Here is a 20486-nt window from a genome sequence, read left to right as displayed (position 1 = left end):
GATCGAAGGGCGCGAGCTGCGGGCGGCCACCGAAACAGGCTTCCAGCGTTCGATCACGCCTGAGAGGCGCTCGGTTCAGCTACCCATTCCACGATCATTCGATACTGAACCTTGGCTTGCGAATAGGTTCGATAGAACTCGAGCAAATCCCCTGTCGGATCGGACAGGCGTTGGAACCCGGAAACGAAAGCCATCACTGTGCCGATCGTCGTCTGTCCCGTGATCACCAAATAACCGCCGGCGAGAAGCACCATCAGGGAGCCGAGCGAATTTGCGATGTTGAGAACGGTCTTCAGTCCGAATTTCAAGAGGTAGAGTTGCATCCGGTTTTGAAAGATCGTCCGAATGGTCCTATGCGTAGCATGGAGCACTGCTGCCCTCCTCGACGAGCGGTCCACAGCCTGATCACCAAGCCTTCGTACCAAGCCGATTTGTCGCTCGACCCGCTTGTTAAGGCTCTGCTGCAGGTATTTGGCGAGCAGAAACTGAGGAATCACGGCTGCGACGCTGAACAGAGCAATCACCGGCTCCATATATGCCATATAGGCCAGGACCGAGAGCATCATGCTAATGTTTACAACGAACTCGGAGATACTGGTTCCGACAAACCCGCCGACAGTGTCAACTTCATTGCCCAGGACATTCGCAGTCTGCCCGCTTGCTTCAGTCGGCTGTCTCGCTCGTTTGCAAGCAATTGGTGCCAGTTGGTCGCGCGCGGTTTTGATCGCGCTTTCGGCAATCCAACTCTGGTAGATAAATAGTACATACTTCAGGCAGGAATAGGCGCCCAAAACCGCGAGGTAGACCAGACCTAGTTCAGCAAGGTGCCTGAAATCCTTTGTGGCGACGGCATCGTCTACAATCCGGCGCTGCAACTCGATCGGTATGAAGTTGAAGAGCGTCACGCCGATGGCGACCGCGCCGACATAAAATTGGTGTAGGCCGGTAACACTCCAGATGAATTTCCCAAAGGTCTCGTTCAGTTGCACGGGCACAGCGGGGGCCAGCGGCCGTATACGGCGCGCCATGGTCTTCGAAAAGCTCCACCGCGAACGCGTCATGGATGGATTTTCTGTTGCTGTTGCCATGTCAGACCCCGATCACGTCGAACTTGCACACTGCTGTTGCCTTGCCGCCTCTTGTCGGCTGATATCGCGCAGGCGCGAGCAACCTCAGTAGACGGTCTTCCTCTCGGCAAAGTGCAGTCTCACAACCGCCTCGGACAGATACTTCATCCGTCTGGTCGTGGCCTACCCGCCTGACTTCGTCGGGCAAAAGGAATGCGCCTGCAACGATGCGATCCTCGGCGACAGAGACTGCAATTGTTCCCTCTGTCCTCATCCAGATCCCGCGCGAGAGATGGTTGTCGTCAATCAGAAGGCGGACGAACTCCCGCCCGTTGATCCGGCCCGTGATGCCGGAGTCAGAAATTTCTGGCAGTTCGGGCGGCGAGAGGAGGGCGAGCCTACGCTCGCGGGCAGCGGCGCCTTCTCGCCACCGCAGGACATTTGTGTGATGAGCGCTCAAGAGCCGGGTTCCCTAGATCGTCAACGTGGTCAGTCTCGCAGACACCTTAGCGCGGCAAGCCAACCGTTCTTCTTCGCAAACCTCAACGCACGATAAGGACCGAACATTGCGCATCCTGAGCCACCTTCTTCGACACACTCCCGAGAAGTATGCCCTTCAGTCGCCCAAGGCCCCGGCTGCCAACGACGATCAAGCTTGCGCTGATCTCCGCTGCAGTCTCAAGAATCGTCTCGGCGCAGTCGCCCACTTCCAGTCGCACGGAGACGTTCTCGACGCCGAGCCCACGTGCCACATTTCGAGCTTCGTCCGCAATTGTCTTGCCGAGCATCATGGCACTCTCATCGATTCCATCGCCGGGCGTACGTGAAAGTTCCCCTGCCGGCCTCGACATGCCAGGGATCATGTTGCCGACTGGGAGAACGTGTCCGAATCCGGGAAGGCTCTGTGTTGCGCTTGCAAAATTTGGTGGGGCAACGTGGAGAACGGTCAGGGGAGCGTCGATCGCCTTGGCAAACTTTGCGGCCATCGCCACGGCGTCGCGCGCTTCATCGGATCCATCGCTTGCAACCAGGATATGGTTATCCATGGAAAACTCCTCTCAGGACAGCCTCATACATTTCCAAACCGCAAGCATTGATCATCGTCAAAGACATGATCGAAGTTAGCTGAGCACAAATGCGATGGTTTGATCTCAGCACGTATGCCGCCTTGGAGAGTGCAAATCGAACCGCTTTTCCTTCGTTTCGGGCTCGCACTTGCAATTGGCCTTCTCGGCGGGTTGGAGGCGGGGGTGGTGCGAGAGGGAGAGGCCGGAAGTCAGCCGGACAGCCGGCATACGAACCTTCGGAATTTCCGGACTTGGCGGTATCGTTGCGTACGTGTCGGAGGTTGAAAACAGTCCGTTCCTGTTTGCGGCTGGTCTTCGGCCACCGACCCTGCCCGTGGTTCGGGCAGGGCGTTTGGACCACACTTGGCCAACCGGCTGCGGGCCTCCCCGCTCGTGAGCCCCGTAGAGCCATTGTCTTCCTTTTGACGCCGGGTGAGGCTGAGTGGGATAGTGTCGGCTATCATGAGCCCTCGGAGGAACGCTGACCAAAAGTGCCTACTTGTCGGACACCGTCAGATAGTCGGTTACCCCACTCACCCCTTTTGCGGACCAGGCAGCCTGCTCGGCGGTGATACGCTCTCGGGCGCTTTGGACTTTCCCGCGCAGGGTCACGTGGTTGCCCGAGACTTCAACCTCGATGTCCTCTGCCTCGATTTCGGCATTCCGTCGCAAGGCCTGCTTGATGCCGTGACGAATATCGACGACATCCATCCTTGGCCGGATCCTCAACTGGTTATCGATCCCCGTTACACCGGAGAGCTGGCGAACGGAATGTTCGGCCGCCGAACGTTGAAAATAGAAGTCGACAGCGCCGGCGAGTGTGACGAACCCGTTTTCAACCTTCACCTGAATATCGCTCAGATCGGAAATAGCCGCACCCCAGTCGAGGATCTTCAGAACACGGCTTGCGATCTCGTCATCGGCAGTTTTCTTGTGCTCGGGCAACCGCACCGCGATTTCCTCCGCGATCGCCCGAACACCCCTTATCCGTCGAGCAACCTGTTCGGCGGCGTGTTTTTCGGCGAAGCTGTGGACGTGACCAGTCAGGGTCACTATTCCATTCTCAACGGTGACGCCGATGTTTGCGGCGTCGAGGCTGGGCTCATAATCGAGTTCGTCGAGAATATCCTGTCGTAAACTGTTATCGTTCATGACGGCCTCCGAAGGTTTCTTCATCCAGTCTGCAACGAAGTATGCGCCTCCGCCGGATACGGGTCTTTGAGGGGCGTCAAAGCGGGATGAAGTTTATGGATCTAATCTTGAGACATTCGCCCAAGGAGGTGGATCATGATCATCAAGGAAATGTCCCGTCACGATTGCAGCAGCCTTGTTCAGGAGAGCCGCGTGGGGCGCCTTGCCTGTTGCGAGAACAACAAGCCCTATGTCGTACCGATCACCTATGCTTACGCCGGAAATTGCCTTTATGCATTTTCCATGCCTGGTCGGAAGATCGATTGGATGCGTAAAAATCCCAATGTTTGCCTGCAGATAGACGCAGTTTCAGGAAACGAGTGGAAAAGCGTCGTGATATACGGGCGCTATCAGGAACTTGCCCCGACAGGTCAGTGGCACCGCGAGTACCTGCACGCCTGGTCGCTTCTCGAAAAGAGAGCAAATTGGTGGGAACCGGGCGGCCTGAAGCCCGCTCCGCAGGAAATATCCGGTCATTATCCGCACCTGTTCTTCAGTATTGATGTCCTTGAAATGACCGGGCGGGCGTGCTGTGAGAGTGAGACTTGAAGCTTGAAAACTGAAAGGTGTGCCGCTCCCAGGCGGCGCACCTGTTGTTTCTTGTGTTCGATGGTTCAATGGACCATCAACACCGGCACTGCGGGTGCCTCGATCATGGCTTTCGTCACACCACCGAACATGCGTTCGCGAACCCGCGAATGGCCATAGGCACCCATAACGATCAGGTCGACCGAGGTGTCGAGCGCATGCTGCATCAACACCTCATGGATCTGACGGCCTGAGCTCGGGAGCCTGTCAACGGTGACCCTAATGCCGTGTCTGGCGAGGTAAGTCGCAACATCGGCTCCCGGTTCCTCTCCGTTTCTTGCCGGCGCCGCCGTGGGATCGACCAGTACCACGTTGACGCTGTCAGCGGCCTTCATCATCTCAAGCGCTTCGCGTGCGGCTCTGGCGGCTTCGATGGTGGAGTTCCATGCAAGCAGGATCTTTTTCGGTGCTAACGTCACCGACTGGCGGTTGCCCGACAGAAGGACTGGGTGGGCCGAACGAAAAAGCGCACCTTCAATTGCGTGCGAACGAAGCCGGGAGCTCGCTTCGAGGCTTGATCCAATCAGTGTCATGTCGGCGTAACGTGCGCGCTCGCCGATGTCATCCTCGACCCACGCTTCCTCCGGGTAGCAGCCCTCGACTTCAAACGAGATACCAAGGCCTTCCAGCGTTGCGCGGGAATTCGTAACGGCATCGCCGAGTTTCTCGGCATCCTGTGCGCGCACGTCAAGCCACGCAACCGACATCGCGGCATAGTCGCCAAGTGGCACGGGGGCAGCAAGTCTGACCAGAAGAACAGACAGATGTGCGCTTCCGGCCATGCAAAGGTCTGCCGCGGTTCTCAGATCGAGATCATAATTATCGGCATCGACCACCAATAGTACGGTTTTGTATGTCATAGCTCCAATCTCCCGAATTCACGTTTGAGCTACCAGCCAATCTACGCACCTCTTGGCAAACGGCATTGACGGCAATCAAAGAGTGTTCGGGATGCTCAGCTGGAAGGCCCGAATGGGAGAGCGGACATCGAAGATGTTGTCGTAGGAAAAGCTTAACCGGCACAATTTCGCCGCTTTGTGGCTTGCAGGGTTGTACCCGCACCGATCCGCTTGACGTACCGCAATGTTGTCCGTTGAAGTGACGGTATCAATCGAGCAGTTCTCGCAGACGTTTTGAGAGTTTTCTCGCCGTGTAGGGTTTGAGCAGCCAAGAGGCGCCTTCCGGTAGCCTCTCTTTGGCAAGGCTCGGAGCGGCGTCACCCGATGTCACGAGTATCTTCATCTCAGGGCGGAATCTTCGAACGTGGTGTGCAAGCTCGTTGCCTGTCATCCCGCCGGGCATCACCATGTCCGTAAACACAAGAGAAATCTCCGGGTGGTCGGCGAGACGCTGAAGCGCTTCAGCCCCGGACCCGGCCTCCACAACGCCATAGCCCGCGTCCAAAAGCCGCGCGACCACAATACGGCGTACACGGGCGTCGTCCTCGACAACGAGAATAGTCTCGTGTCCTTGCGCGACCCGCTCCGGCGGTGGATCCTTTGCCACGCCTATGGAGGCCGATCCAGAGGCTGGCAACGAAGACCTTGCTCTCATCCTTGCGCTTTTGTGCCAGTTCGCCGGACCATGACCCGTGTCGTTGAACTTTTGCGTGGATGTCCTCGATGGGCTCGGGGAATGAGGTTTCAAGCAGGTGGTGAACTACCTCACCTTGCGCGTCAGCCTCGCGCCAACCGTAAAGTCGCTCGCAGCCCTTGCTCCAGTGACCGACGTGCCCGCCGGTCCCATGGACGATCAGATTCGCGTCCTCAAGAAGACCAACGATTTTCCCGACCACAGTTTGCGCTATCATCAACCGCCACGTTCTCAGGCGAGATCAGTTCGCCTAACTCTATTCGACATCGCATCTGGGCGAAGATCGCAACCGTCGCCATCCGCGATGGATTGAAGCATATGTCTTTTCAAGACGATGATCGAGCGCCGGTCGGGCGCAGCGATGATGCCCATGCCTGCAAATTTCGTTATGGTTCGAGATACCGTTTCGATTGTCATGTTCAAGTAGTCCGCAATATCGAGCCGCGTCATCGGTAGATCGACGAGATCCGTGGCTGCGCCGTCCCGGTTTTTCGCCATAAGAAGCAGGAAGTTGGCAACCTTCTCGTCGGCGCTACGTCGCGACAGCAGCACCGCCTGGTCCTGGGCCGCTGTCATTTCATCGCATAGCTTGGAAAACAGCTGGTTTCGAAGGTGCGGCTGACGAGCCACTTCGTCTTCAAAGCGACGGCGGGGATATCGCCGCAATCTCACCTCGGTTATCGCTTCGACAGTATAGAGATAGCGGTCCTTGAGAGAAACGCCGAGGAGATCACCGGGATGCAGGAAGCCGACAATGACCCGGCGACCATCGGTTAGCAGCCGCAATGCGCGCAGCATGCCGTCTTCGACCTGAAAAACATAACCGGCATCGTCCCCTTCCCAAAACACCGCCTGACCCGGCGCAGCTTCGACGATCGGCTGGAAGCTGAAGACCGACGATAGATCCGGGACAGCAGGAGAGCACTCCAACGCTCCAAGACCGCCATTGATAGCAACTGATTGAAGGGTCATTCGCGCATCCTCCATCTGGCGCTGAGTAGAGGATTTCAACATCCGAGCGTGAACCGGCATCGACGCATCTGCCACAAATAGTGCTATAGTGTAACGGAATGTAACAGCATGTCGGTGGACCAACTTCGGGGAAAGGTATGGCAAACGCTAGAAGCGAGCCGGAACTCGTTCTGGTTGTGGACGACGATCCACGCATAAGGCAGATGTTGTCACGCTACTTCGAAGGGGAAGGCTATCGGGTTAGCCTTGCCGGTGATGGCCGCGAAATGCGAGACAGGCTCGATAAGGCCCATGTGGACATCGTTTTGCTCGATCTGGGGCTCCCTGGAGAGGATGGGCTGTCGCTCGCCCGTGAGCTTCGCGCCCATTCCGATATTCCCATCATCATGCTGACCGGCCGGGACGACGTGGTTGATCGTGTGGTTGGCCTGGAAATCGGGGCCGACGACTATGTCACGAAGCCATTCCACCTTCGTGAGGTTCTGGCACGCGTAAGAGGTGCACTTCGCCGTCATCGACCTAGAGTCGTGTCGATTCAGGAGAATGAAACAAGCGAAACCTTCTGTTTCGAAGGCTTGCGCCTCGACGTTTCCCGTCGTCGGTTGACATCTGAAGACGGTCGCGAGATCGCCTTGACAACGGCCGAGTTCGACATGCTGTGCACTCTCGTGAGACATGCCGGCCGCGTCCTCAATAGGGATATGTTGATGGATTTGACGCGCGGCAGATCGCTGGAGGCCTTCGACCGCGTAATCGACGCCCAGATAGCGCGGTTACGCAGGAAGATCGAGAGAGACCCCCGCCGTCCCGAGTTCATCAAGTCCGTCCGCGGAGTGGGCTATGTATTCAGTGCGCGCACCGTGAAACAGAACGCTTAGGGCTGTCGCCTATCGATGACGCTCACTGGAGATTTCAACGCAGCGGTATGATTATTCCGTCGACCTCTCCGTCCGCACCCGGCCACCTGTCCGGCGCAAGACTTGCGACATGAATGGCGCGGCAATGCCTGTTGAATGCCGCTAGTCTCAAATATTCGAGCAGGGCGTCGCAGACACCGCGCGGATCGCCGGCGCTGGCTACGACAAAGACGGGCACCGAGAGGTGGCGGCCCAGTCTTTCATGATGCCTCACGCGCAATATGGCGATCCCCCTGATGTAGCCGAGCGAATCCTCGACAACCGCAATCTCCTTGACAAAGGGGGAGGGGTGTCTGCGCATGAGCGCCGCTGCACAGACCTGCCGCCATGCACAAGGGTCGACGTCGTAGCCCACCGCGCCGATCAGGAAATAGGCCCGTTCGACCTGTGATGCTTTGATTGGGGCGACGGCATAGGCGCAAGCCATGATATCCTTCCCGATGAGTCAGTCGGAATTAAAGAGCCGGCCGGGTCCAGAGCTTTGTGCCGCACGACTGTAGGCTCTCCCCGATTATGGCGGCATGGCATTATGAAGTGAGTTTTCCCGTCGGCAGGCGAGCCGTCATTGACGAGCATCAATGCCGGTAGCGGATATCTGTCTTTTATTTATCTTAAGGAGCGCGCCCAAAAAGGAGAATGCGCCATGTCGATCGATCTTCGTGGTCGTAGCGTGCTTTCCCTTGACGACCTGACTGCCGATGAAATCCACTATCTGCTTCGGCTTGCCGGCACCCTCAAGGAAGAAAGGCGGAGTGGAACCGAGCTCAAGCAACTGAGCACCAGGAACGTCGTTCTGTTATGCGAACAGGATTCGATCCATACGCGCGCGGCCTTTGAAGTCGCTGCCTACGACCAAGGTGCCAACGTGACCTTGATCGGACCATCAGCCGGTCACACGCGCTATCGGGAATCGATCAAGGACACGGCCCGTTTTCTCGACCGGCTTTATGATGCAATCGGATATATTGGGCGTTCCCAATCCGTCGTCGAAGAGGTCGCCAAATGGGCGTGTGTGCCCGTCTTGAATGGAGGGACCGACACGTCACACCCCACCCAGACTTTGGCCGACCTCGTGACGATGCAGGAATGCAGTGAGAAGCCTCTCGATGGCATGATCGTGGCCTTCCTTGGGGATGGACGCAGCAACGTCGCTCGATCACTGGCCGTGGCTTCCTCAAAACTCGGCATCGACCTTCGCATCGTTTCACCGCCGAGTTTCTGGCCGGAGGCGTCCTTCATTGAAAATGTGACTTCGGCTGCAAGGGATAGCGGCGGCAGGATAGCGGTACTTGAGCACGTCGGCACCGGTATTCTCGGGGCAGACTTTATCTGCACGGCGCCGTGGTTTGGCGACACGGACGTGCGTTGGGCCGAACGGGTGAGACAGCTTGCGCCCTTTGCCGTCAGAGAGAATGTTATGGAGGCGACCGATAACCCACAAACGAAGCTGATGCACAGTCTTCCCGCCTGGCATTGCCGGGAAGACGAGGCGGGCGCCCGTATCGCCAAGCGTTTCGGCGTCGAATGCATGGAAGTGTGCGACGGTGTGTTTGAATCCAAATCCTCGATCGTCTTCGATCAGGCTGAAAATCGCATGCATGCAGCCAAGGCGCTTCTTGTGGCGACACTTGCCGACCGACGGGGCCCATCAGAGCCGCCGGCCTAATCTACAGACTTGCGACTGAACGGAAGACCTTTCATGGCACATGACCCCGCAATCAGAACAAGGCACATGTCGATGAATACTCAACCGCTCCTTCATTTTCACGGGGCCGCAGGCACCGTCACCGGTTCCTGCCACCTGCTTGAGTTCGGCGAAACGAAGGTTCTGATCGATTGCGGGCTGTTTCAAGGGTCGAAGACCGAAAAAGAACTCAACTATCGTCCGTTGCCCTTCGATGTCGACAGCATCGACGCTGTGATCCTGACGCATGCGCACATCGACCACTCCGGCCTCTTGCCGAAGCTCGCCAAACTTGGGTACGGCGGCCCGATTTTCGCAACGCCGGGCACGGCCGATCTGTGTTCCGTCATGCTGCCAGACTCCGCGCATATTCAGGAAAGTGAAGTCGATCAGCTCAACCGCCGAAACCTCAGACGCGGGCGGCAACCTGTGACGCCAATTTACGATGCCCATGATGCAGCAGCGGCGGTCACGCTCTTCAGGCAAGTTCTGCTTGGCAAATGGGAGACGGCGGCCGAGGGAATACGGTTTCGGTTCTGGAATGCGGGTCACCTGCTCGGTTCGGCGTCCGTCGAAGTCGAGCTCGACACGGCACCGACGCCTCTCCGATTGCTCTTTTCCGGAGACATCGGCCCACGTCACAAGCTTCTGCAATACGACGCGGCCGCGCCGACCGGCTGGGACTATATCGTTTGCGAGAGCACCTACGGCGACGTCGAGCGCGAAGATGCAACCGACGAAACCAGACGGCGCATTTTGCGTACGGTGGTCATGGAGGCGACCCATCCAAACGGCGCCTTGATCGTTCCATCCTTCGCGGTGGAACGAACTCAGGAGCTTCTCACAGATCTCGTTTATCTAATGGATACCGGCAAAATCGAGAGATGTCCGATCGTCATCGACTCGCCTCTGGCGACACGCGCGAGCGAAATTTTTCGACGGCATGCGCGGGAACTGGAGAACGGGGAGCTGCTTGCCAAGGCCCTTCAAGCGAAGAACGTGCGTTTCACCGAGACCCCGGAGCAATCGAAAGCAATCGATTTCATGAAAGGCTTTCACATCGTGATTGCCGCCAGCGGAATGTGTGAGGCCGGTCGCATAAGGCATCGCCTGAAGAACTGGCTTTGGCGAGACGAGGGGACCGTGCTCCTTGTCGGTTACCAGGCCGCCGGTACCTTGGGACGCATTCTTGAGGACGGGGCCTCGGTGGTGCGCATCCAAGGCGAGGACATACGCGTCCGTGCACGCATCAGGAAGCTGGATATTTATAGCGGGCATGCCGATGGCAGGGAGCTGGCAGAATGGGTGCAGGCGCGCGAGCCGATCGGCGCCGGGGTCTTTCTTGTGCATGGGGAGGATGCGGCTCTGGAGGGAATGAGACAGCGGCTTCAGACGTTCCTTCGACCGGACAAGGTGGTTCGTCCCCGTTTGGATGCCTCGTTCCGACTGGAAGCGAAGGGAGCCGTCGAGATAGTTGAAGGCGTCGCCCCGCCACGCATCGATCCACTTCGCGCGGGGCGGATGGACTGGAACAACGATCTGCAATCGCTGGTACTCGACTTGCAAGCGGAATTGGCAAAAGCAGCCGACGACAAAGCCCGGGCCGTGGTCATTCGCCGCGTGCGGCGGGCACTAAACGAGGACGCTTGACCCCTTCCGCATGCCAGCGGCGAAGTGTGGAGCACGTACGTTGGACACGAGATCATCAACCGGCGGACGCCATACGATCCCGATCCGCATCGACCAACTTGCTCGGCTCTTCAATTCGCTCGATCCCACACCGTTTCATGAGCGCGATTTGGACGAGGACGCCGAGCGTTTCATTGTCGATTGGCGGAGGACGCCCCCCAATGATCAAGCAATTGCGATCGTCGTGCAGTTGCCGTCGGGAGAAGCTGACATGGCTTCGACGCGTATTGTCCAGGACGCGATGCGCTATAATTTTGAAAGCCGTGACAAGCAAGCCAGTCGCGAGTTGCGGCAGCTCTTAAGGGAGGGGCGGCGCGCCTTATTCATCGGCGTGCCGATCCTCGCGTTCAGCTTGATCGCAAGCCAGCTCGTGGCCAATCTGTCGGGTGAGGGCACGCTCTGTCGCCAGTGAAAGCCTGGTCATCTTCGGTTTGGGTGGCAAACTAGAGGGCGCTTGAGATTTTTCTCTACGACTGGTGGCCAATCAGGCGACGCGGCCGGCTCTATCGCCGTCTGGCTGCAGCTGACGTCAAGGTGATCGCCTACTGACATTCGATATTCCTTGACGCGCGTCAATGCGCGCGCGCGCACAGATGAGATCCTGACTTCTTTTCAGGAGTGCAGGATATGCAGAATCTACCATGTTTCCTGCTTGCCACCGCGATCTATGCGTTCGCCGCTTCGCCAGCCGCCCCGGCAAGTGGTGGCACAGGGTTCTCTGATGCCCTGTCTCGGGTCCGGCCCGCGGTCGTTGGCATTAGCAGTACCGCCAGCCGTATATTGACGAACGATTTGCTGGACGATGCGAACGTTCGAAAGATCCTGGGCCTGCCCGATAATGTCCTCATCGTTCAGAGCGGTTCTACCATTGCGGGATCCGGCATCATCATCGACGCCGAACAGGGTTACATCGTCACAAACAGCCACGTGATCGCCGATGCCGATGACATCGCCGTCACGCTTAACGATGGCCGCGTTCTGCCGGCCGAAATTGTCGGCAGCGATCAGCCCACCGATCTTGCCGTGATCAGGATCGCGGCGCGGGGCCTCGTTGCACTTGGCTGGGGGCGATCGTCCGTTCTGAACGTTGGCGATTTCGTGGTGGCGGTGGGAAGTCCTCTTGGCTTGGAGCAAACAGCAAGTTTCGGTATCATAAGCGGCCTCAGCCGATCCGGACTTGGGATCGACGACTATGAGGACTACATCCAGACAGATGCCGCACTTAACCCGGGAAACTCCGGCGGCGCGCTTGTCAATGCGGCAGGCGAGCTTTTGGGAGTGGTGCGCGGTGCGCCGCCGCCGAACGAAGCAGCTCAGGGCGTCGGTTTTGTTATCCCTTCCGACTTCGCGTCCAAGATCGTTCGCGCTCTCATAAAGGACGGCGTCATAAAGCGCGGATGGCTCGGCGTGTCCGTCACCCTTTCACAGGCAGACGATAAGACCAGGGACCTGGTCGTCCACCGGCTCTCCTGCAACTCGGCTGCCGAGCGCCAGGGGGTAAGGCTCGGCGATGCCGTGACCGCGCTTAACGGTCACGCGGTCTCGACCGAGGCTGCCTTCAAGAATGCAGTCAGTCTGCTTGCGCCCGATGCGCAGGTTACTCTCGATATCCGCCGGGAGGGCAGGTCACAACGGCTGGAGCTGAAGCTTCTAGATCCCGTAGACGTGCAGGGCTCTCCGGGCCAGGGCGCGCTGGACACCGTGACCCTTGCCCTGCCGGGTTCATCGGCTTCGCGCGCATGTACGCCCAAAGGGCCGGTACTAATGGAAGTACCATCCGATAGCGTCGCCTATGCAGCTGGGCTGAGATCGGGTGACTACCTGACATCGATCAACGGCGAGCCCCCCGTCTCGGCGTCGCGGATTCAGGACCTGTTGGACGCCGCCGATGGCAAAGTTTCGTTCGATATCCTGCGCGCAGGCACAGCATATCGATTTGTGGTTCCGTAGACGGAACTCTTCGACGTTCGGCTTTGGGAAAAGAGTATCGGAGCGACAACATCATGAAATGGTCCTTGAAACTGGGCACCATCGGAGGGACCGAAGTCCGCGTGCACGTAACTTTCGCCCTTCTTCTCATTTGGATCTGGGTGATGCATTACCGGATCGGCGGTCCGACTGCCGCCTATGAAGGCGTCGCCTTTATCATCTGCGTCTTCCTCTGCGTGGTGCTTCATGAATTCGGGCACATCGCGGCCGCTCGGCATTTCGGTATCCAGACACCGGATATCACTCTTTTGCCAATCGGCGGCATAGCACGGTTGGAACGCAACCCCACCAGACCGCTTGAGGAGTTGGTGATCGCCATCGCAGGGCCCTTTGTAAACGTCGTGATTGCTGGCCTCATCGTCATGGTGCTTGGAAGCGCCCTGGGCTGGGAAAAACTGCTGGCACCGCAGGATCCCCGCGTAGATTTCCTGGCGCGGCTCGCGGGGGTCAACATTTTCCTTGTCGTGTTCAACATGATCCCAGCCTTCCCGATGGATGGCGGGCGTGTCCTTAGGGCAGTCCTTGCCTGGCATCTGCCCTGGGCGAGCGCTACCTCAATTGCGGCTCGGATCGGACAATCCATCGCGTTAGCCATGGGTGTCTTTGGCGTCTTCTTCAACCCGTTGCTTATCCTCATTGCAATCTTCGTCTATTTCGCAGCGGAGACTGAAGCGCAAGGCAGCGACCTTCAAGCCATTTCCGACGACACAAGCATCCGTGATGTAATGATCACCGAATTCGCGACACTGGGCCTTCAGGCTCGTGTCGGTGAGGCAGTAGAGCTCCTTCTTGCCACCAGCCAAAGCGAGTTTCCTGTTGTTGACGAGGCTGGTCGGTTCGAAGGATTGATGACGCGAGAAGGCATTGTCCGTGCGATGAAGGAAAGGGGGGCGGGGGCGTCCGTAAGCGACGTTATGCGCCGCGACATCCCCGCATTGGATGAGAAGTCCCCGATCGACATGAGTTTGAAGCTCATGCAGAAAGCGCAAGCATCTGCCATTCCCATCGTGGATAGCAGCGAGCGCGTTGTGGGCCTGATTAATTACGAAACCATTGGAGAATTGATGATGCTCCACTACGCCGATGAAAGCTTTAAACCCCGCGGCCGCCATCACCATGCGCACTGATCCACCAAGTCGCGTTCTATCGCTCGACCACGGAGTCCCCGTCGGCGATGCAATCACTTGGATAAAGAGTGACCTTCTCTCCAGGCACCAGCCCCTTGCGCCTCGACCTTGCAATGACTTCAACACTGTCCCCGGGCGTCAACCCATGCACCTCTGCAAAGGGCGCTGACGACGAATTCGTCGGGTCGGGCGGGGTCAACCAAACGTCCCAGACAGATCACAAGCGCATTCAAGAGCTGCGGGCCATGGGTCGGGCAGGGAAATTATCTGCGCAACGACTGGCTCGACATACCCGTCGACATTGACGCTAGTGCGCTCATCGATCCGTGTTTCGATCGACCCTGACGCCGGACGTTCCGTGCACGCCTTATTGCGCAAAATAGCTTTCGATATCCGCTACATCGAATTTGACCAAGTCCTTTGCCAGTTCTGCGCTGACCACAGACCGGGTGTGGGTGTCGAGTTGCCGACGCAGTTGGCCAAGGACGCGTGGAGGTGCAACGAGGACGAGGATCTTCATTTTCTTTTCGTGTGCCAGGGATGACATTCTGCCGGCAAGGCTGGAGACGAATCGATCCTCGGCCTGTTGATGCAAATCAGTCTGTTCAACCTTGCTGCGAGCGCCGCCCACCGATTGGTAGACCCTTCCTTCGCGATCGCTCCCCAGCATGCGCGTCGGCGCCTCCAAGTTTACGATTGAATCCATAACAACGAGATTGAGACGTTCAACATCTCCATCATTGCGCAAAACAAGCGCACGGCCCCCGTCGCATGCCAAAATCCAGCAATCGTGTGGAATTCTCGGCTTCATCGGTTTGTCCTTTCCATTCGAGGCTCTGGCGTCTCTTCAATGGGACATCAGAATTGGCAAATTGGCCTGCTTGAGCATCGATTTCGTAACCCCCCCAAGGATAAGCTCAAGCAGTTTGGAGTGCCCATACGCGCCCATGACAATCATGTCGGCGTTGATGTCCAACGCGTGTCTCAGCAAGGTATCAGTCACGAAGCGGCCTGAACTTGGCAGGGTCTCGACCGAGACGTTAATGCCGTGGCGTGCGAGATACGTCGCGATATCGGCCCCTGGCTCATCACCGCTGACCCTGGATGCCGCAATGGGGTCCACCATCGTGACGTGAACAGACTGCGCCATCTTCATTATTTCGAGGGCGTCCCTGGCCGCATGGGCCGCGCTTGGACGCGAGTCCCACGCAAGAAGGATCACTCTCGGCCGCAATGTCACGTTCGCGCCGGGTGGAACGAACAGGACTGGGCGACCCGCTTGGAAAAGCCCGCCGCTGACAATTTGTGACCTCAGCTCTTCGCTCGCAAATACGCTAGGCCCGGCCAGAAGCAAATCCGCGTAGAGGGCTCTTTCGCCGATATCATAAGCGGGGCCTGCGACTTCCGCGTACAAGCTATCGACATCAAATGACAGTCCGGCCGATGCAAGGCGCTCGCGGATACCGACAAGGTGTTCGGAAATCCGCTGAAGGTTGCGCTCGCGTATTTCCAGCCAACTCGGCGATAGCGTCTGATAGCGTCCGGTGGGCATGGGGGCAATGGTGACGACCAGAGTGCTGAGGTGTGCGTTTACCTCACCGCTCAGGTTCATCGCGATTTTGAGATCCTCGGCGGCTCCTCCGTCCGCAACCACGTTCAAAATTGTTTTAAATGACATGATAATCCTCCCTTTGGCGACCAGCGCTCCGCGAAGCTCTTGAGCCCTTGCGGAGCGGAGCGCCGAGCTCGTTAGGCGGCCTTCACCTGGATCTTGCGATCGCTCTGTTGAGCTTCTTTGGTTTTTGGCAACGTGACCGTCAGCACGCCCTTCGAAAACGTCGCCGCAATGTCTTCGGCTTTTACGCCTTGGGGCATCTTGAAAGTGCGCTGGAATGAGCCGTAGCGCCGCTCGGACAGTACGTACTCCCTGTCCTTTTCTTCCTTGGCTTCCAGTTTTTCTCCGCGGATCGTCAGATTTCCGTTCGCGACCTTAACCTCGATGTCCTTTTCCTCGATCCCTGGCAATTCAGCGGTGATTTCGTAGCTCGCCTCCTTTTCGACGAGATCAATCGCCGGCGCGAGGGCCCAGGTCGGTAGGACGGTTGAGCCGTGAATATGCACAGGATCGAACGAACGGCGCCAGAAGCTCGGAGTGAAGTCGTCGAAGAGGCGGTCAATTTCAGCCCGCAAACCTTCAAAGGGCATCCACGATTGCGCGCGGGGGCGGAGCGCTTTTTCTTCTTGCTTGACGGGGAGTTTCGTCGGTGTCTCAGTCATGACTGGTTCTCCTTTTGAGTAGACGTGGGGCCTAGCCGGCGGCCGACAATGAACATGAGAAGGAGCCGGATCGTCCCTCCAACTCCTTTGGCCCATCGACCAGTAGACCGGACAATTAGACCGCTATCTGCAAGCTGTCGCATTGACGCCCGTCAAAGCTGCCTCCGTCGCCGCTTTGACGCAGAGCAATGCAAAGCATTGCCGTCCGTGTTTCTTGTTCACCAAGGCGCGACGTTCAGGGATTTCCACATGGCCCGGCGTGACACATGGCACAGGATACAGGTGGTCCTGTCGAATTGGCTTCTACTGATCCTGATCGTTCTCATGATCGCTTCGGTCTACAGTGTTGTCGTGATAAGGGAGGGCCTTCTCAAAGAAAGACAGATGCGTATCGGGCCGTCTCAAGGGTTGGTCGCCTCTTGTTGCACCGACGCGGCTTCCTGATAGCGGAGACTACCTACACCGCCGAGCCCGTTGCCTCGTTGTCGAACAAGCGGCTCAGTCTAGGCGCCCAGACAGTGCCAAAGCCGCGCCCTTCAAAATCGCGTCGTCGCTACGAATGATGAAAATTGGTATCTCCGCAAGCCAGGCGGACCGCCGGCCCTTCGCTTCGAAAGCTGCTCGAAACAGATCGGCCTTCAACCGTCGTTCCATTCTTCGCGGAATGGCCCCCCAGAGATAAATGCCGCCCCTGGCATCATAGAGAAGAGCTATGTCACCAGCGAACCTGGCCAGCCAGGTGGCGAAATTGTCCACAGCCTTCGCGGCCACCGCGTCGCTCCCGCTTAGTGCCGCATCGATGATGCTGGAGGCCAGCGCGCCGCGCACGGCCTGACCCGCACTTTCAAGCAGCAACTCATGAAGATGGCAAAGACCGGCCTCCGACAGCAGGTTCTCGACCGACACGTAGTCGGTCGCGCAACGGATGCGCTCGAAAATGTCAAATTCGCCACGCGTCTGGGGGGCAAAGGAGATACTTCCCGCATGGGTTCGGTGCGGGGTCCATGCGCCATCGCCCGGCGTCAGCGAAGTAACGCCGAGCGCCTGCCCGACGCTGATGATCGCCTTCGGCGTGTCAGGTTCAACCTTTTGTCCGCTGATCAGTTTTGTGTCGTGCAAAGTCAGATGTGGGAGAACCAATGCCAGCGCGTCGAGCGCCTCGACCTTGAAAACTCGCGAGGGTTTAGTGCCCCAATCGAGTTGTTCTGCCAGATCATGATGAAGGCGATCTTCGTCGGTAGTCGGGCCGCCGTTGATGACCGCAATGCCGATTGCTGAGGTCGCGACGGGAGTAGACCGGATATAGGCGGCCAGCGCGTCGGTCACGCAGGAGAAAGCGTCGTTTTCAAACTGTACGTAGTGGTCGATCGACAGTCGGTCGTAATCCGTGACCGCAAGGCGTGTATGTGTTTCGCCGATCTCCGCCACGATTGCCTGACGCGCCAACTTGCCCACAGCAGTGCCCTCCCATCTCGCTTATGACATTGTGCGGCAAGCTTACCGAACGCGCTTTGACGGCCGTCAAGGTCAGACCGCGGCTTGACGTTTAAGATTTGCCGGCTTTGAACGCTGGAGGCTTGGGATGAGATCCGTTATTTGGCTCGAAGACGTCAGGCGAGGTGACATCGGCGACGTTGGCGGCAAGAACGCGTCGCTCGGCGAAATGATCAACGTGCTCTCCGGGAGCGGTATCAAGGTTCCGGGCGGGTTTGCGACGACGGCGCAAGCCTATTGGCGCTTCATCGATTTCAACGGTTTGCGCGAACCAATCCGCGCGCTTGTGGATGCATGGGAATCGGGGCGCGACACCCTTTCTCAAGCTGGAACAGCGATCCGCTCCCTCATCCTGCAAGGTGCCTGGCCCCCCGACATCGAGGACGACCTGATATCGGCCTATCGCAGTTTTTCGGAAAGGCTTGGCGTCGAGGCTGCGTCCGTCGCGGTGCGTTCGAGCGCCACCGCCGAGGATCTGCCGGCGGCGAGTTTTGCAGGTCAACAGGAAAGCTACCTCAACATCGCTGGCGAACGGGCCCTGATGGATACCTGCCGCCGCTGCTACGCCTCCCTTTTCACGGATCGTGCCATGGCATATCGCCAGGCTAACGGCTTCGAGCAGATGAAGGTGGCACTGTCGATAGGTATCCAGCAGATGGTACGCTCAGACCTTGGCGCAGCCGGCGTCATGTTCTCGATCGAAACTGAGACCGGGTTTGCCAGGGTTGCCGTTATCAACGCGAGCTGGGGGCTTGGCGAATATGTCGTCAAGGGCACCGTCGATCCGGATGAATATCACGTCTTTAAGCCGTTGCTCGGCATTCCTGACGTCGTGCCGATAATAGGAAAAAGGCGCGGCTCCAAGGAACGAAAGCTCGTCTACGGCGATGGCTCGTCCCCGACGCAAGACGTCTTGACGAGCGGCGAGGAGAGATCATTGATCGTCTTGAGCGACGAAGAGATTGTCCAGCTCGCCAGTTGGGCCGTTGCAGTTGAGACTCACTATGAATGTCCGATGGACATCGAATGGGCGAAGGATGGTCATAGCCAGGAGATCTGGCTTGTTCAGGCACGCCCGGAGACGGTGCAGTCGCGTGCGGCGACCAACCTGCTGTCGAGCTACCGCATCAACTCCAAGGGAAGACCGATTGCTCGAGGACTTGCGATCGGCAACGCCGTAGCCGCCGCGCCTGTTTGCCTTGTCGTGGACACTGACGACCTTGATGGCTTTGTCGACGGCGCCGTTCTGGTTGCGGCGACAACGGATCCGGACTGGGTTCCGCTGATGAAGCGGGCCTGCGCCATTGTCACCGACCATGGGGGCCGGACGTCACATGCCGCAATTGTCAGCAGGGAGCTCGGTATTCCAGCGATCGTCGGCGTTGGAAACGCAACGCAGTTGCTCCACCCGCGGCAGGTGGTCACGGTATGCTGTGCGGAAGGGGATGAGGGCACGATCTACGAGGGGCGGGCGGACTTTGTCGCTGAGGAAACAATCCTCTCCGATATACCTGAAACGCGAACAAAGGTGATGCTTAATCTAGCCGATCCGCAGGCTGCATTCAGGTGGTGGCGATTACCGGCCGACGGCATCGGACTTGCGCGCATGGAGTTCGTGATAACGAATACCATCCAGATTCATCCGATGGCGCTTGTCCACTTCGACGGTTTGCGAGATCAGGCCGCCAGGGAAAGAATCGACAGCCTCACGAGGGAATATAGCGACAAGACCGAATACTTCGTGGACAAGCTCTCAGCCGGGCTGGCGCGACTTGCCGCAGTCGCATTTCCCAAACCGATCATCGTTCGCATGAGCGATTTCAAGACGAATGAATATGCGGGTCTTTGCGGCGGGCCGCAGTTTGAGCCGCTGGAGGAAAACCCGATGATCGGCTTTCGTGGAGCGTCCCGCTATCATTCACCCCGTTACAGAGATGGGTTCGTGCTGGAGTGCCGTGCCGTGAAGCGCCTTCGAGAGCGGATGGGTTTTGTGAATGTCGCGCTCATGATCCCTTTCTGCCGCTCTCCACAGGAAGCGGAAAAGGTGTTGGATACGATGGCTGAGAACGGATTGAAGCGGGGCAGCGGGCTTGAGATCTACATCATGTGCGAAATACCTTCCAATGTCATTCTGGCAGCGGAATTCGCGCGGCACTTTGACGGGTTCTCCATCGGCTCGAACGATTTGACACAATTGACGCTTGGCATCGACCGGGACTGCGAGGACCTCGCAGCCGTCTTTGATGAACAAGATCCAGCGGTAAAGTGGATGATCCGCAAGGTCATCGGCGACGCAAAGGCGGCTGGCGTCAAGATCGGGCTTTGCGGACAGGCACCGAGCGATCACCCCGAGTTCGCTGCCTTCCTTGTCGACTGCGGAATTGATTCGATCTCCGTCACCCCCGACAGCTTCGTGGTGGTCAAACGAATGGTCGCGTCTGCGGAAGCGCAACAGGAGAAGGGGTAGGGATCAAGGCAAACGGAACGGAAAACGTCATTCCTCGGCTTCGAGCTGCTCGGCGGCTACATAGAGGAGCGCGCGCATTTTCTCCTGCAGCATGGCCCTGTCGGCTGCCACGTTAGCAGCATGCAGATCATCGAGAACCTTCAGCAAGACATCATCGTCCCCCGGATCGGCTTGACCAGCAGTGATCACCTCTTCCACATAGCACGATACGTCTGCGCGACCGACAACCTGGGCCGCCCACTTCGCCAGAATGCGATTGCGTCGATCGCGAACCCGGATTGCTCTTGCGAAGTCCAGGAAATACTTCTCTTCAAGAGCCTTTTGACGCTCGTTCAATGCAGTCATTGCGATGCTCCGACATCTT

At 58.0% G+C, this 20486-nt stretch carries 20 protein-coding genes and 1 pseudogene; 8 read left to right on the top strand and 13 right to left on the bottom strand.

Going from position 1 to position 20486, the window contains the following annotated elements:
• Positions 1 to 53: 53 nt before the first annotated feature.
• The 4 genes from JVX98_RS31220 to JVX98_RS31205 form a co-directional block, all read right to left on the bottom strand.
• Positions 54 to 1088: an ABC transporter ATP-binding protein gene (locus JVX98_RS31220; RefSeq protein WP_192448539.1), complete on the bottom strand. Its 1035-nt coding sequence runs from the start codon at positions 1086 to 1088 to the stop codon at positions 54 to 56.
• A 521-nt stretch (positions 1089 to 1609) separates the two neighbouring features.
• On the bottom strand, positions 1610 to 2113 hold the full coding sequence (locus JVX98_RS31215) for a universal stress protein (RefSeq protein ID WP_205239683.1): 504 nt from the start codon (positions 2111 to 2113) through the stop codon (positions 1610 to 1612).
• Positions 2114 to 2343: 230 nt separating this feature from the next.
• Positions 2344 to 2598, bottom strand: coding sequence for a cation-transporting P-type ATPase (locus JVX98_RS32790; RefSeq protein ID WP_205239682.1), 255 nt, complete (start codon positions 2596 to 2598; stop codon positions 2344 to 2346).
• Between the two features lie 31 nt (positions 2599 to 2629).
• Positions 2630 to 3286: a BON domain-containing protein gene (locus JVX98_RS31205; protein ID WP_192448536.1), complete on the bottom strand. Its 657-nt coding sequence runs from the start codon at positions 3284 to 3286 to the stop codon at positions 2630 to 2632.
• A gap of 135 nt (positions 3287 to 3421) precedes the next feature.
• Between JVX98_RS31205 and JVX98_RS31200 the strand changes: the two genes are divergently transcribed.
• On the top strand, positions 3422 to 3874 hold the full coding sequence (locus JVX98_RS31200; protein ID WP_205239681.1) for a pyridoxamine 5'-phosphate oxidase family protein: 453 nt from the start codon (positions 3422 to 3424) through the stop codon (positions 3872 to 3874).
• A 65-nt stretch (positions 3875 to 3939) separates the two neighbouring features.
• On the opposite strand, the gene JVX98_RS31195 is transcribed toward JVX98_RS31200, so the two are convergent.
• From JVX98_RS31195 to JVX98_RS31185, 3 genes and pseudogenes are all read right to left on the bottom strand, one after another.
• Positions 3940 to 4773, bottom strand: a complete 834-nt coding sequence (locus tag JVX98_RS31195) for a universal stress protein (protein WP_192448534.1) — start codon at positions 4771 to 4773, stop codon at positions 3940 to 3942.
• A 247-nt stretch (positions 4774 to 5020) separates the two neighbouring features.
• Positions 5021 to 5416: pseudogene (locus tag JVX98_RS31190) on the bottom strand (response regulator); the annotation flags it as partial.
• A gap of 321 nt (positions 5417 to 5737) precedes the next feature.
• On the bottom strand, positions 5738 to 6478 hold the full coding sequence (locus tag JVX98_RS31185) for a helix-turn-helix domain-containing protein (protein ID WP_205239679.1): 741 nt from the start codon (positions 6476 to 6478) through the stop codon (positions 5738 to 5740).
• 137 nt (positions 6479 to 6615) lie between these two features.
• Between JVX98_RS31185 and JVX98_RS31180 the strand changes: the two genes are divergently transcribed.
• Positions 6616 to 7356 carry a response regulator gene (locus tag JVX98_RS31180; protein ID WP_205239678.1) on the top strand — a complete coding sequence of 247 codons (741 nt, stop codon included), beginning with the start codon at positions 6616 to 6618 and terminating at the stop codon, positions 7354 to 7356.
• Between the two features lie 34 nt (positions 7357 to 7390).
• On the opposite strand, the gene JVX98_RS31175 is transcribed toward JVX98_RS31180, so the two are convergent.
• The gene (locus JVX98_RS31175; RefSeq protein WP_205239677.1) at positions 7391 to 7822 is read right to left on the bottom strand and encodes a hypothetical protein; all 432 of its coding nucleotides are present in this window, start codon (positions 7820 to 7822) and stop codon (positions 7391 to 7393) included.
• Between the two features lie 216 nt (positions 7823 to 8038).
• Between JVX98_RS31175 and argF the strand changes: the two genes are divergently transcribed.
• The 5 genes from argF (at position 8039) to JVX98_RS31150 (ending at position 13884) form a co-directional block, all read left to right on the top strand.
• Positions 8039 to 9061 (top strand): ornithine carbamoyltransferase, encoded by a 1023-nt coding sequence (gene argF / locus JVX98_RS31170; protein ID WP_205239676.1) that lies wholly within the window; start codon positions 8039 to 8041, stop codon positions 9059 to 9061.
• Between the two features lie 72 nt (positions 9062 to 9133).
• Positions 9134 to 10729: an MBL fold metallo-hydrolase RNA specificity domain-containing protein gene (locus JVX98_RS31165; RefSeq protein ID WP_205240089.1), complete on the top strand. Its 1596-nt coding sequence runs from the start codon at positions 9134 to 9136 to the stop codon at positions 10727 to 10729.
• Between the two features lie 40 nt (positions 10730 to 10769).
• Positions 10770 to 11180 (top strand): hypothetical protein, encoded by a 411-nt coding sequence (locus JVX98_RS31160; RefSeq protein WP_246765085.1) that lies wholly within the window; start codon positions 10770 to 10772, stop codon positions 11178 to 11180.
• Positions 11181 to 11395: 215 nt separating this feature from the next.
• Entirely contained in the window at positions 11396 to 12718 is a 1323-nt protein-coding gene (locus JVX98_RS31155) for a trypsin-like peptidase domain-containing protein (RefSeq protein ID WP_205239675.1), read from the top strand.
• A 53-nt stretch (positions 12719 to 12771) separates the two neighbouring features.
• The gene (locus JVX98_RS31150) at positions 12772 to 13884 is read left to right on the top strand and encodes a site-2 protease family protein (RefSeq protein ID WP_205239674.1); all 1113 of its coding nucleotides are present in this window, start codon (positions 12772 to 12774) and stop codon (positions 13882 to 13884) included.
• Between the two features lie 367 nt (positions 13885 to 14251).
• Here the strand turns inward: JVX98_RS31150 and JVX98_RS31145 are convergent, their stop codons facing one another.
• From JVX98_RS31145 to JVX98_RS31130, 4 genes are all read right to left on the bottom strand, one after another.
• The gene (locus JVX98_RS31145; protein WP_192448526.1) at positions 14252 to 14695 is read right to left on the bottom strand and encodes a host attachment protein; all 444 of its coding nucleotides are present in this window, start codon (positions 14693 to 14695) and stop codon (positions 14252 to 14254) included.
• Positions 14696 to 14731: 36 nt separating this feature from the next.
• A complete protein-coding gene (locus JVX98_RS31140) occupies positions 14732 to 15562 on the bottom strand; it encodes a universal stress protein (protein WP_192448525.1) in 831 nt (276 codons plus the stop codon).
• A gap of 71 nt (positions 15563 to 15633) precedes the next feature.
• Positions 15634 to 16161, bottom strand: coding sequence for an Hsp20/alpha crystallin family protein (locus JVX98_RS31135; protein ID WP_192448524.1), 528 nt, complete (start codon positions 16159 to 16161; stop codon positions 15634 to 15636).
• A 498-nt stretch (positions 16162 to 16659) separates the two neighbouring features.
• Positions 16660 to 17616 (bottom strand): glucokinase, encoded by a 957-nt coding sequence (locus tag JVX98_RS31130; RefSeq protein ID WP_205239673.1) that lies wholly within the window; start codon positions 17614 to 17616, stop codon positions 16660 to 16662.
• Positions 17617 to 17743: 127 nt separating this feature from the next.
• Between JVX98_RS31130 and ppsA the strand changes: the two genes are divergently transcribed.
• The gene (gene ppsA, locus JVX98_RS31125; RefSeq protein WP_205239672.1) at positions 17744 to 20122 is read left to right on the top strand and encodes a phosphoenolpyruvate synthase; all 2379 of its coding nucleotides are present in this window, start codon (positions 17744 to 17746) and stop codon (positions 20120 to 20122) included.
• A 27-nt stretch (positions 20123 to 20149) separates the two neighbouring features.
• On the opposite strand, the gene JVX98_RS31120 is transcribed toward ppsA, so the two are convergent.
• Positions 20150 to 20467 (bottom strand): ATPase inhibitor subunit zeta, encoded by a 318-nt coding sequence (locus tag JVX98_RS31120; protein WP_192448521.1) that lies wholly within the window; start codon positions 20465 to 20467, stop codon positions 20150 to 20152.
• Between the last annotated feature and the right edge of the window lie 19 nt (positions 20468 to 20486).

Origin of the sequence: Ensifer sp. PDNC004, assembly GCF_016919405.1 — a bacterium.
Classification (GTDB): domain Bacteria; phylum Pseudomonadota; class Alphaproteobacteria; order Rhizobiales; family Rhizobiaceae; genus Ensifer.
Note: the sequence above shows the minus strand (reverse complement) of the source record. Positions and strands in the feature narration are given on the sequence as shown.

Bases quoted from the DNA above. Each gene is read 5' to 3' on its own strand.
- JVX98_RS31220 (WP_192448539.1), bottom strand. From the start codon at position 1,088: ATGGCAACAGCAACAGAAAATCCATCCATGACGCGTTCGCGGTGGAGC.
- JVX98_RS31215 (WP_205239683.1), bottom strand. From the start codon at position 2,113: ATGGATAACCATATCCTGGTTGCAAGCGATGGATCCGATGAAGCGCGC.
- JVX98_RS32790 (WP_205239682.1), bottom strand. From the start codon at position 2,598: ATGATAGCCGACACTATCCCACTCAGCCTCACCCGGCGTCAAAAGGAA.
- JVX98_RS31205 (WP_192448536.1), bottom strand. From the start codon at position 3,286: ATGAACGATAACAGTTTACGACAGGATATTCTCGACGAACTCGATTAT.
- JVX98_RS31200 (WP_205239681.1), top strand. From the start codon at position 3,422: ATGATCATCAAGGAAATGTCCCGTCACGATTGCAGCAGCCTTGTTCAG.
- JVX98_RS31195 (WP_192448534.1), bottom strand. From the start codon at position 4,773: ATGACATACAAAACCGTACTATTGGTGGTCGATGCCGATAATTATGAT.
- JVX98_RS31185 (WP_205239679.1), bottom strand. From the start codon at position 6,478: ATGACCCTTCAATCAGTTGCTATCAATGGCGGTCTTGGAGCGTTGGAG.
- JVX98_RS31180 (WP_205239678.1), top strand. From the start codon at position 6,616: ATGGCAAACGCTAGAAGCGAGCCGGAACTCGTTCTGGTTGTGGACGAC.
- JVX98_RS31175 (WP_205239677.1), bottom strand. From the start codon at position 7,822: ATGGCTTGCGCCTATGCCGTCGCCCCAATCAAAGCATCACAGGTCGAA.
- argF (WP_205239676.1), top strand. From the start codon at position 8,039: ATGTCGATCGATCTTCGTGGTCGTAGCGTGCTTTCCCTTGACGACCTG.
- JVX98_RS31165 (WP_205240089.1), top strand. From the start codon at position 9,134: ATGAATACTCAACCGCTCCTTCATTTTCACGGGGCCGCAGGCACCGTC.
- JVX98_RS31155 (WP_205239675.1), top strand. From the start codon at position 11,396: ATGCAGAATCTACCATGTTTCCTGCTTGCCACCGCGATCTATGCGTTC.
- JVX98_RS31150 (WP_205239674.1), top strand. From the start codon at position 12,772: ATGAAATGGTCCTTGAAACTGGGCACCATCGGAGGGACCGAAGTCCGC.
- JVX98_RS31145 (WP_192448526.1), bottom strand. From the start codon at position 14,695: ATGAAGCCGAGAATTCCACACGATTGCTGGATTTTGGCATGCGACGGG.
- JVX98_RS31140 (WP_192448525.1), bottom strand. From the start codon at position 15,562: ATGTCATTTAAAACAATTTTGAACGTGGTTGCGGACGGAGGAGCCGCC.
- JVX98_RS31135 (WP_192448524.1), bottom strand. From the start codon at position 16,161: ATGACTGAGACACCGACGAAACTCCCCGTCAAGCAAGAAGAAAAAGCG.
- ppsA (WP_205239672.1), top strand. From the start codon at position 17,744: ATGAGATCCGTTATTTGGCTCGAAGACGTCAGGCGAGGTGACATCGGC.
- JVX98_RS31120 (WP_192448521.1), bottom strand. From the start codon at position 20,467: ATGACTGCATTGAACGAGCGTCAAAAGGCTCTTGAAGAGAAGTATTTC.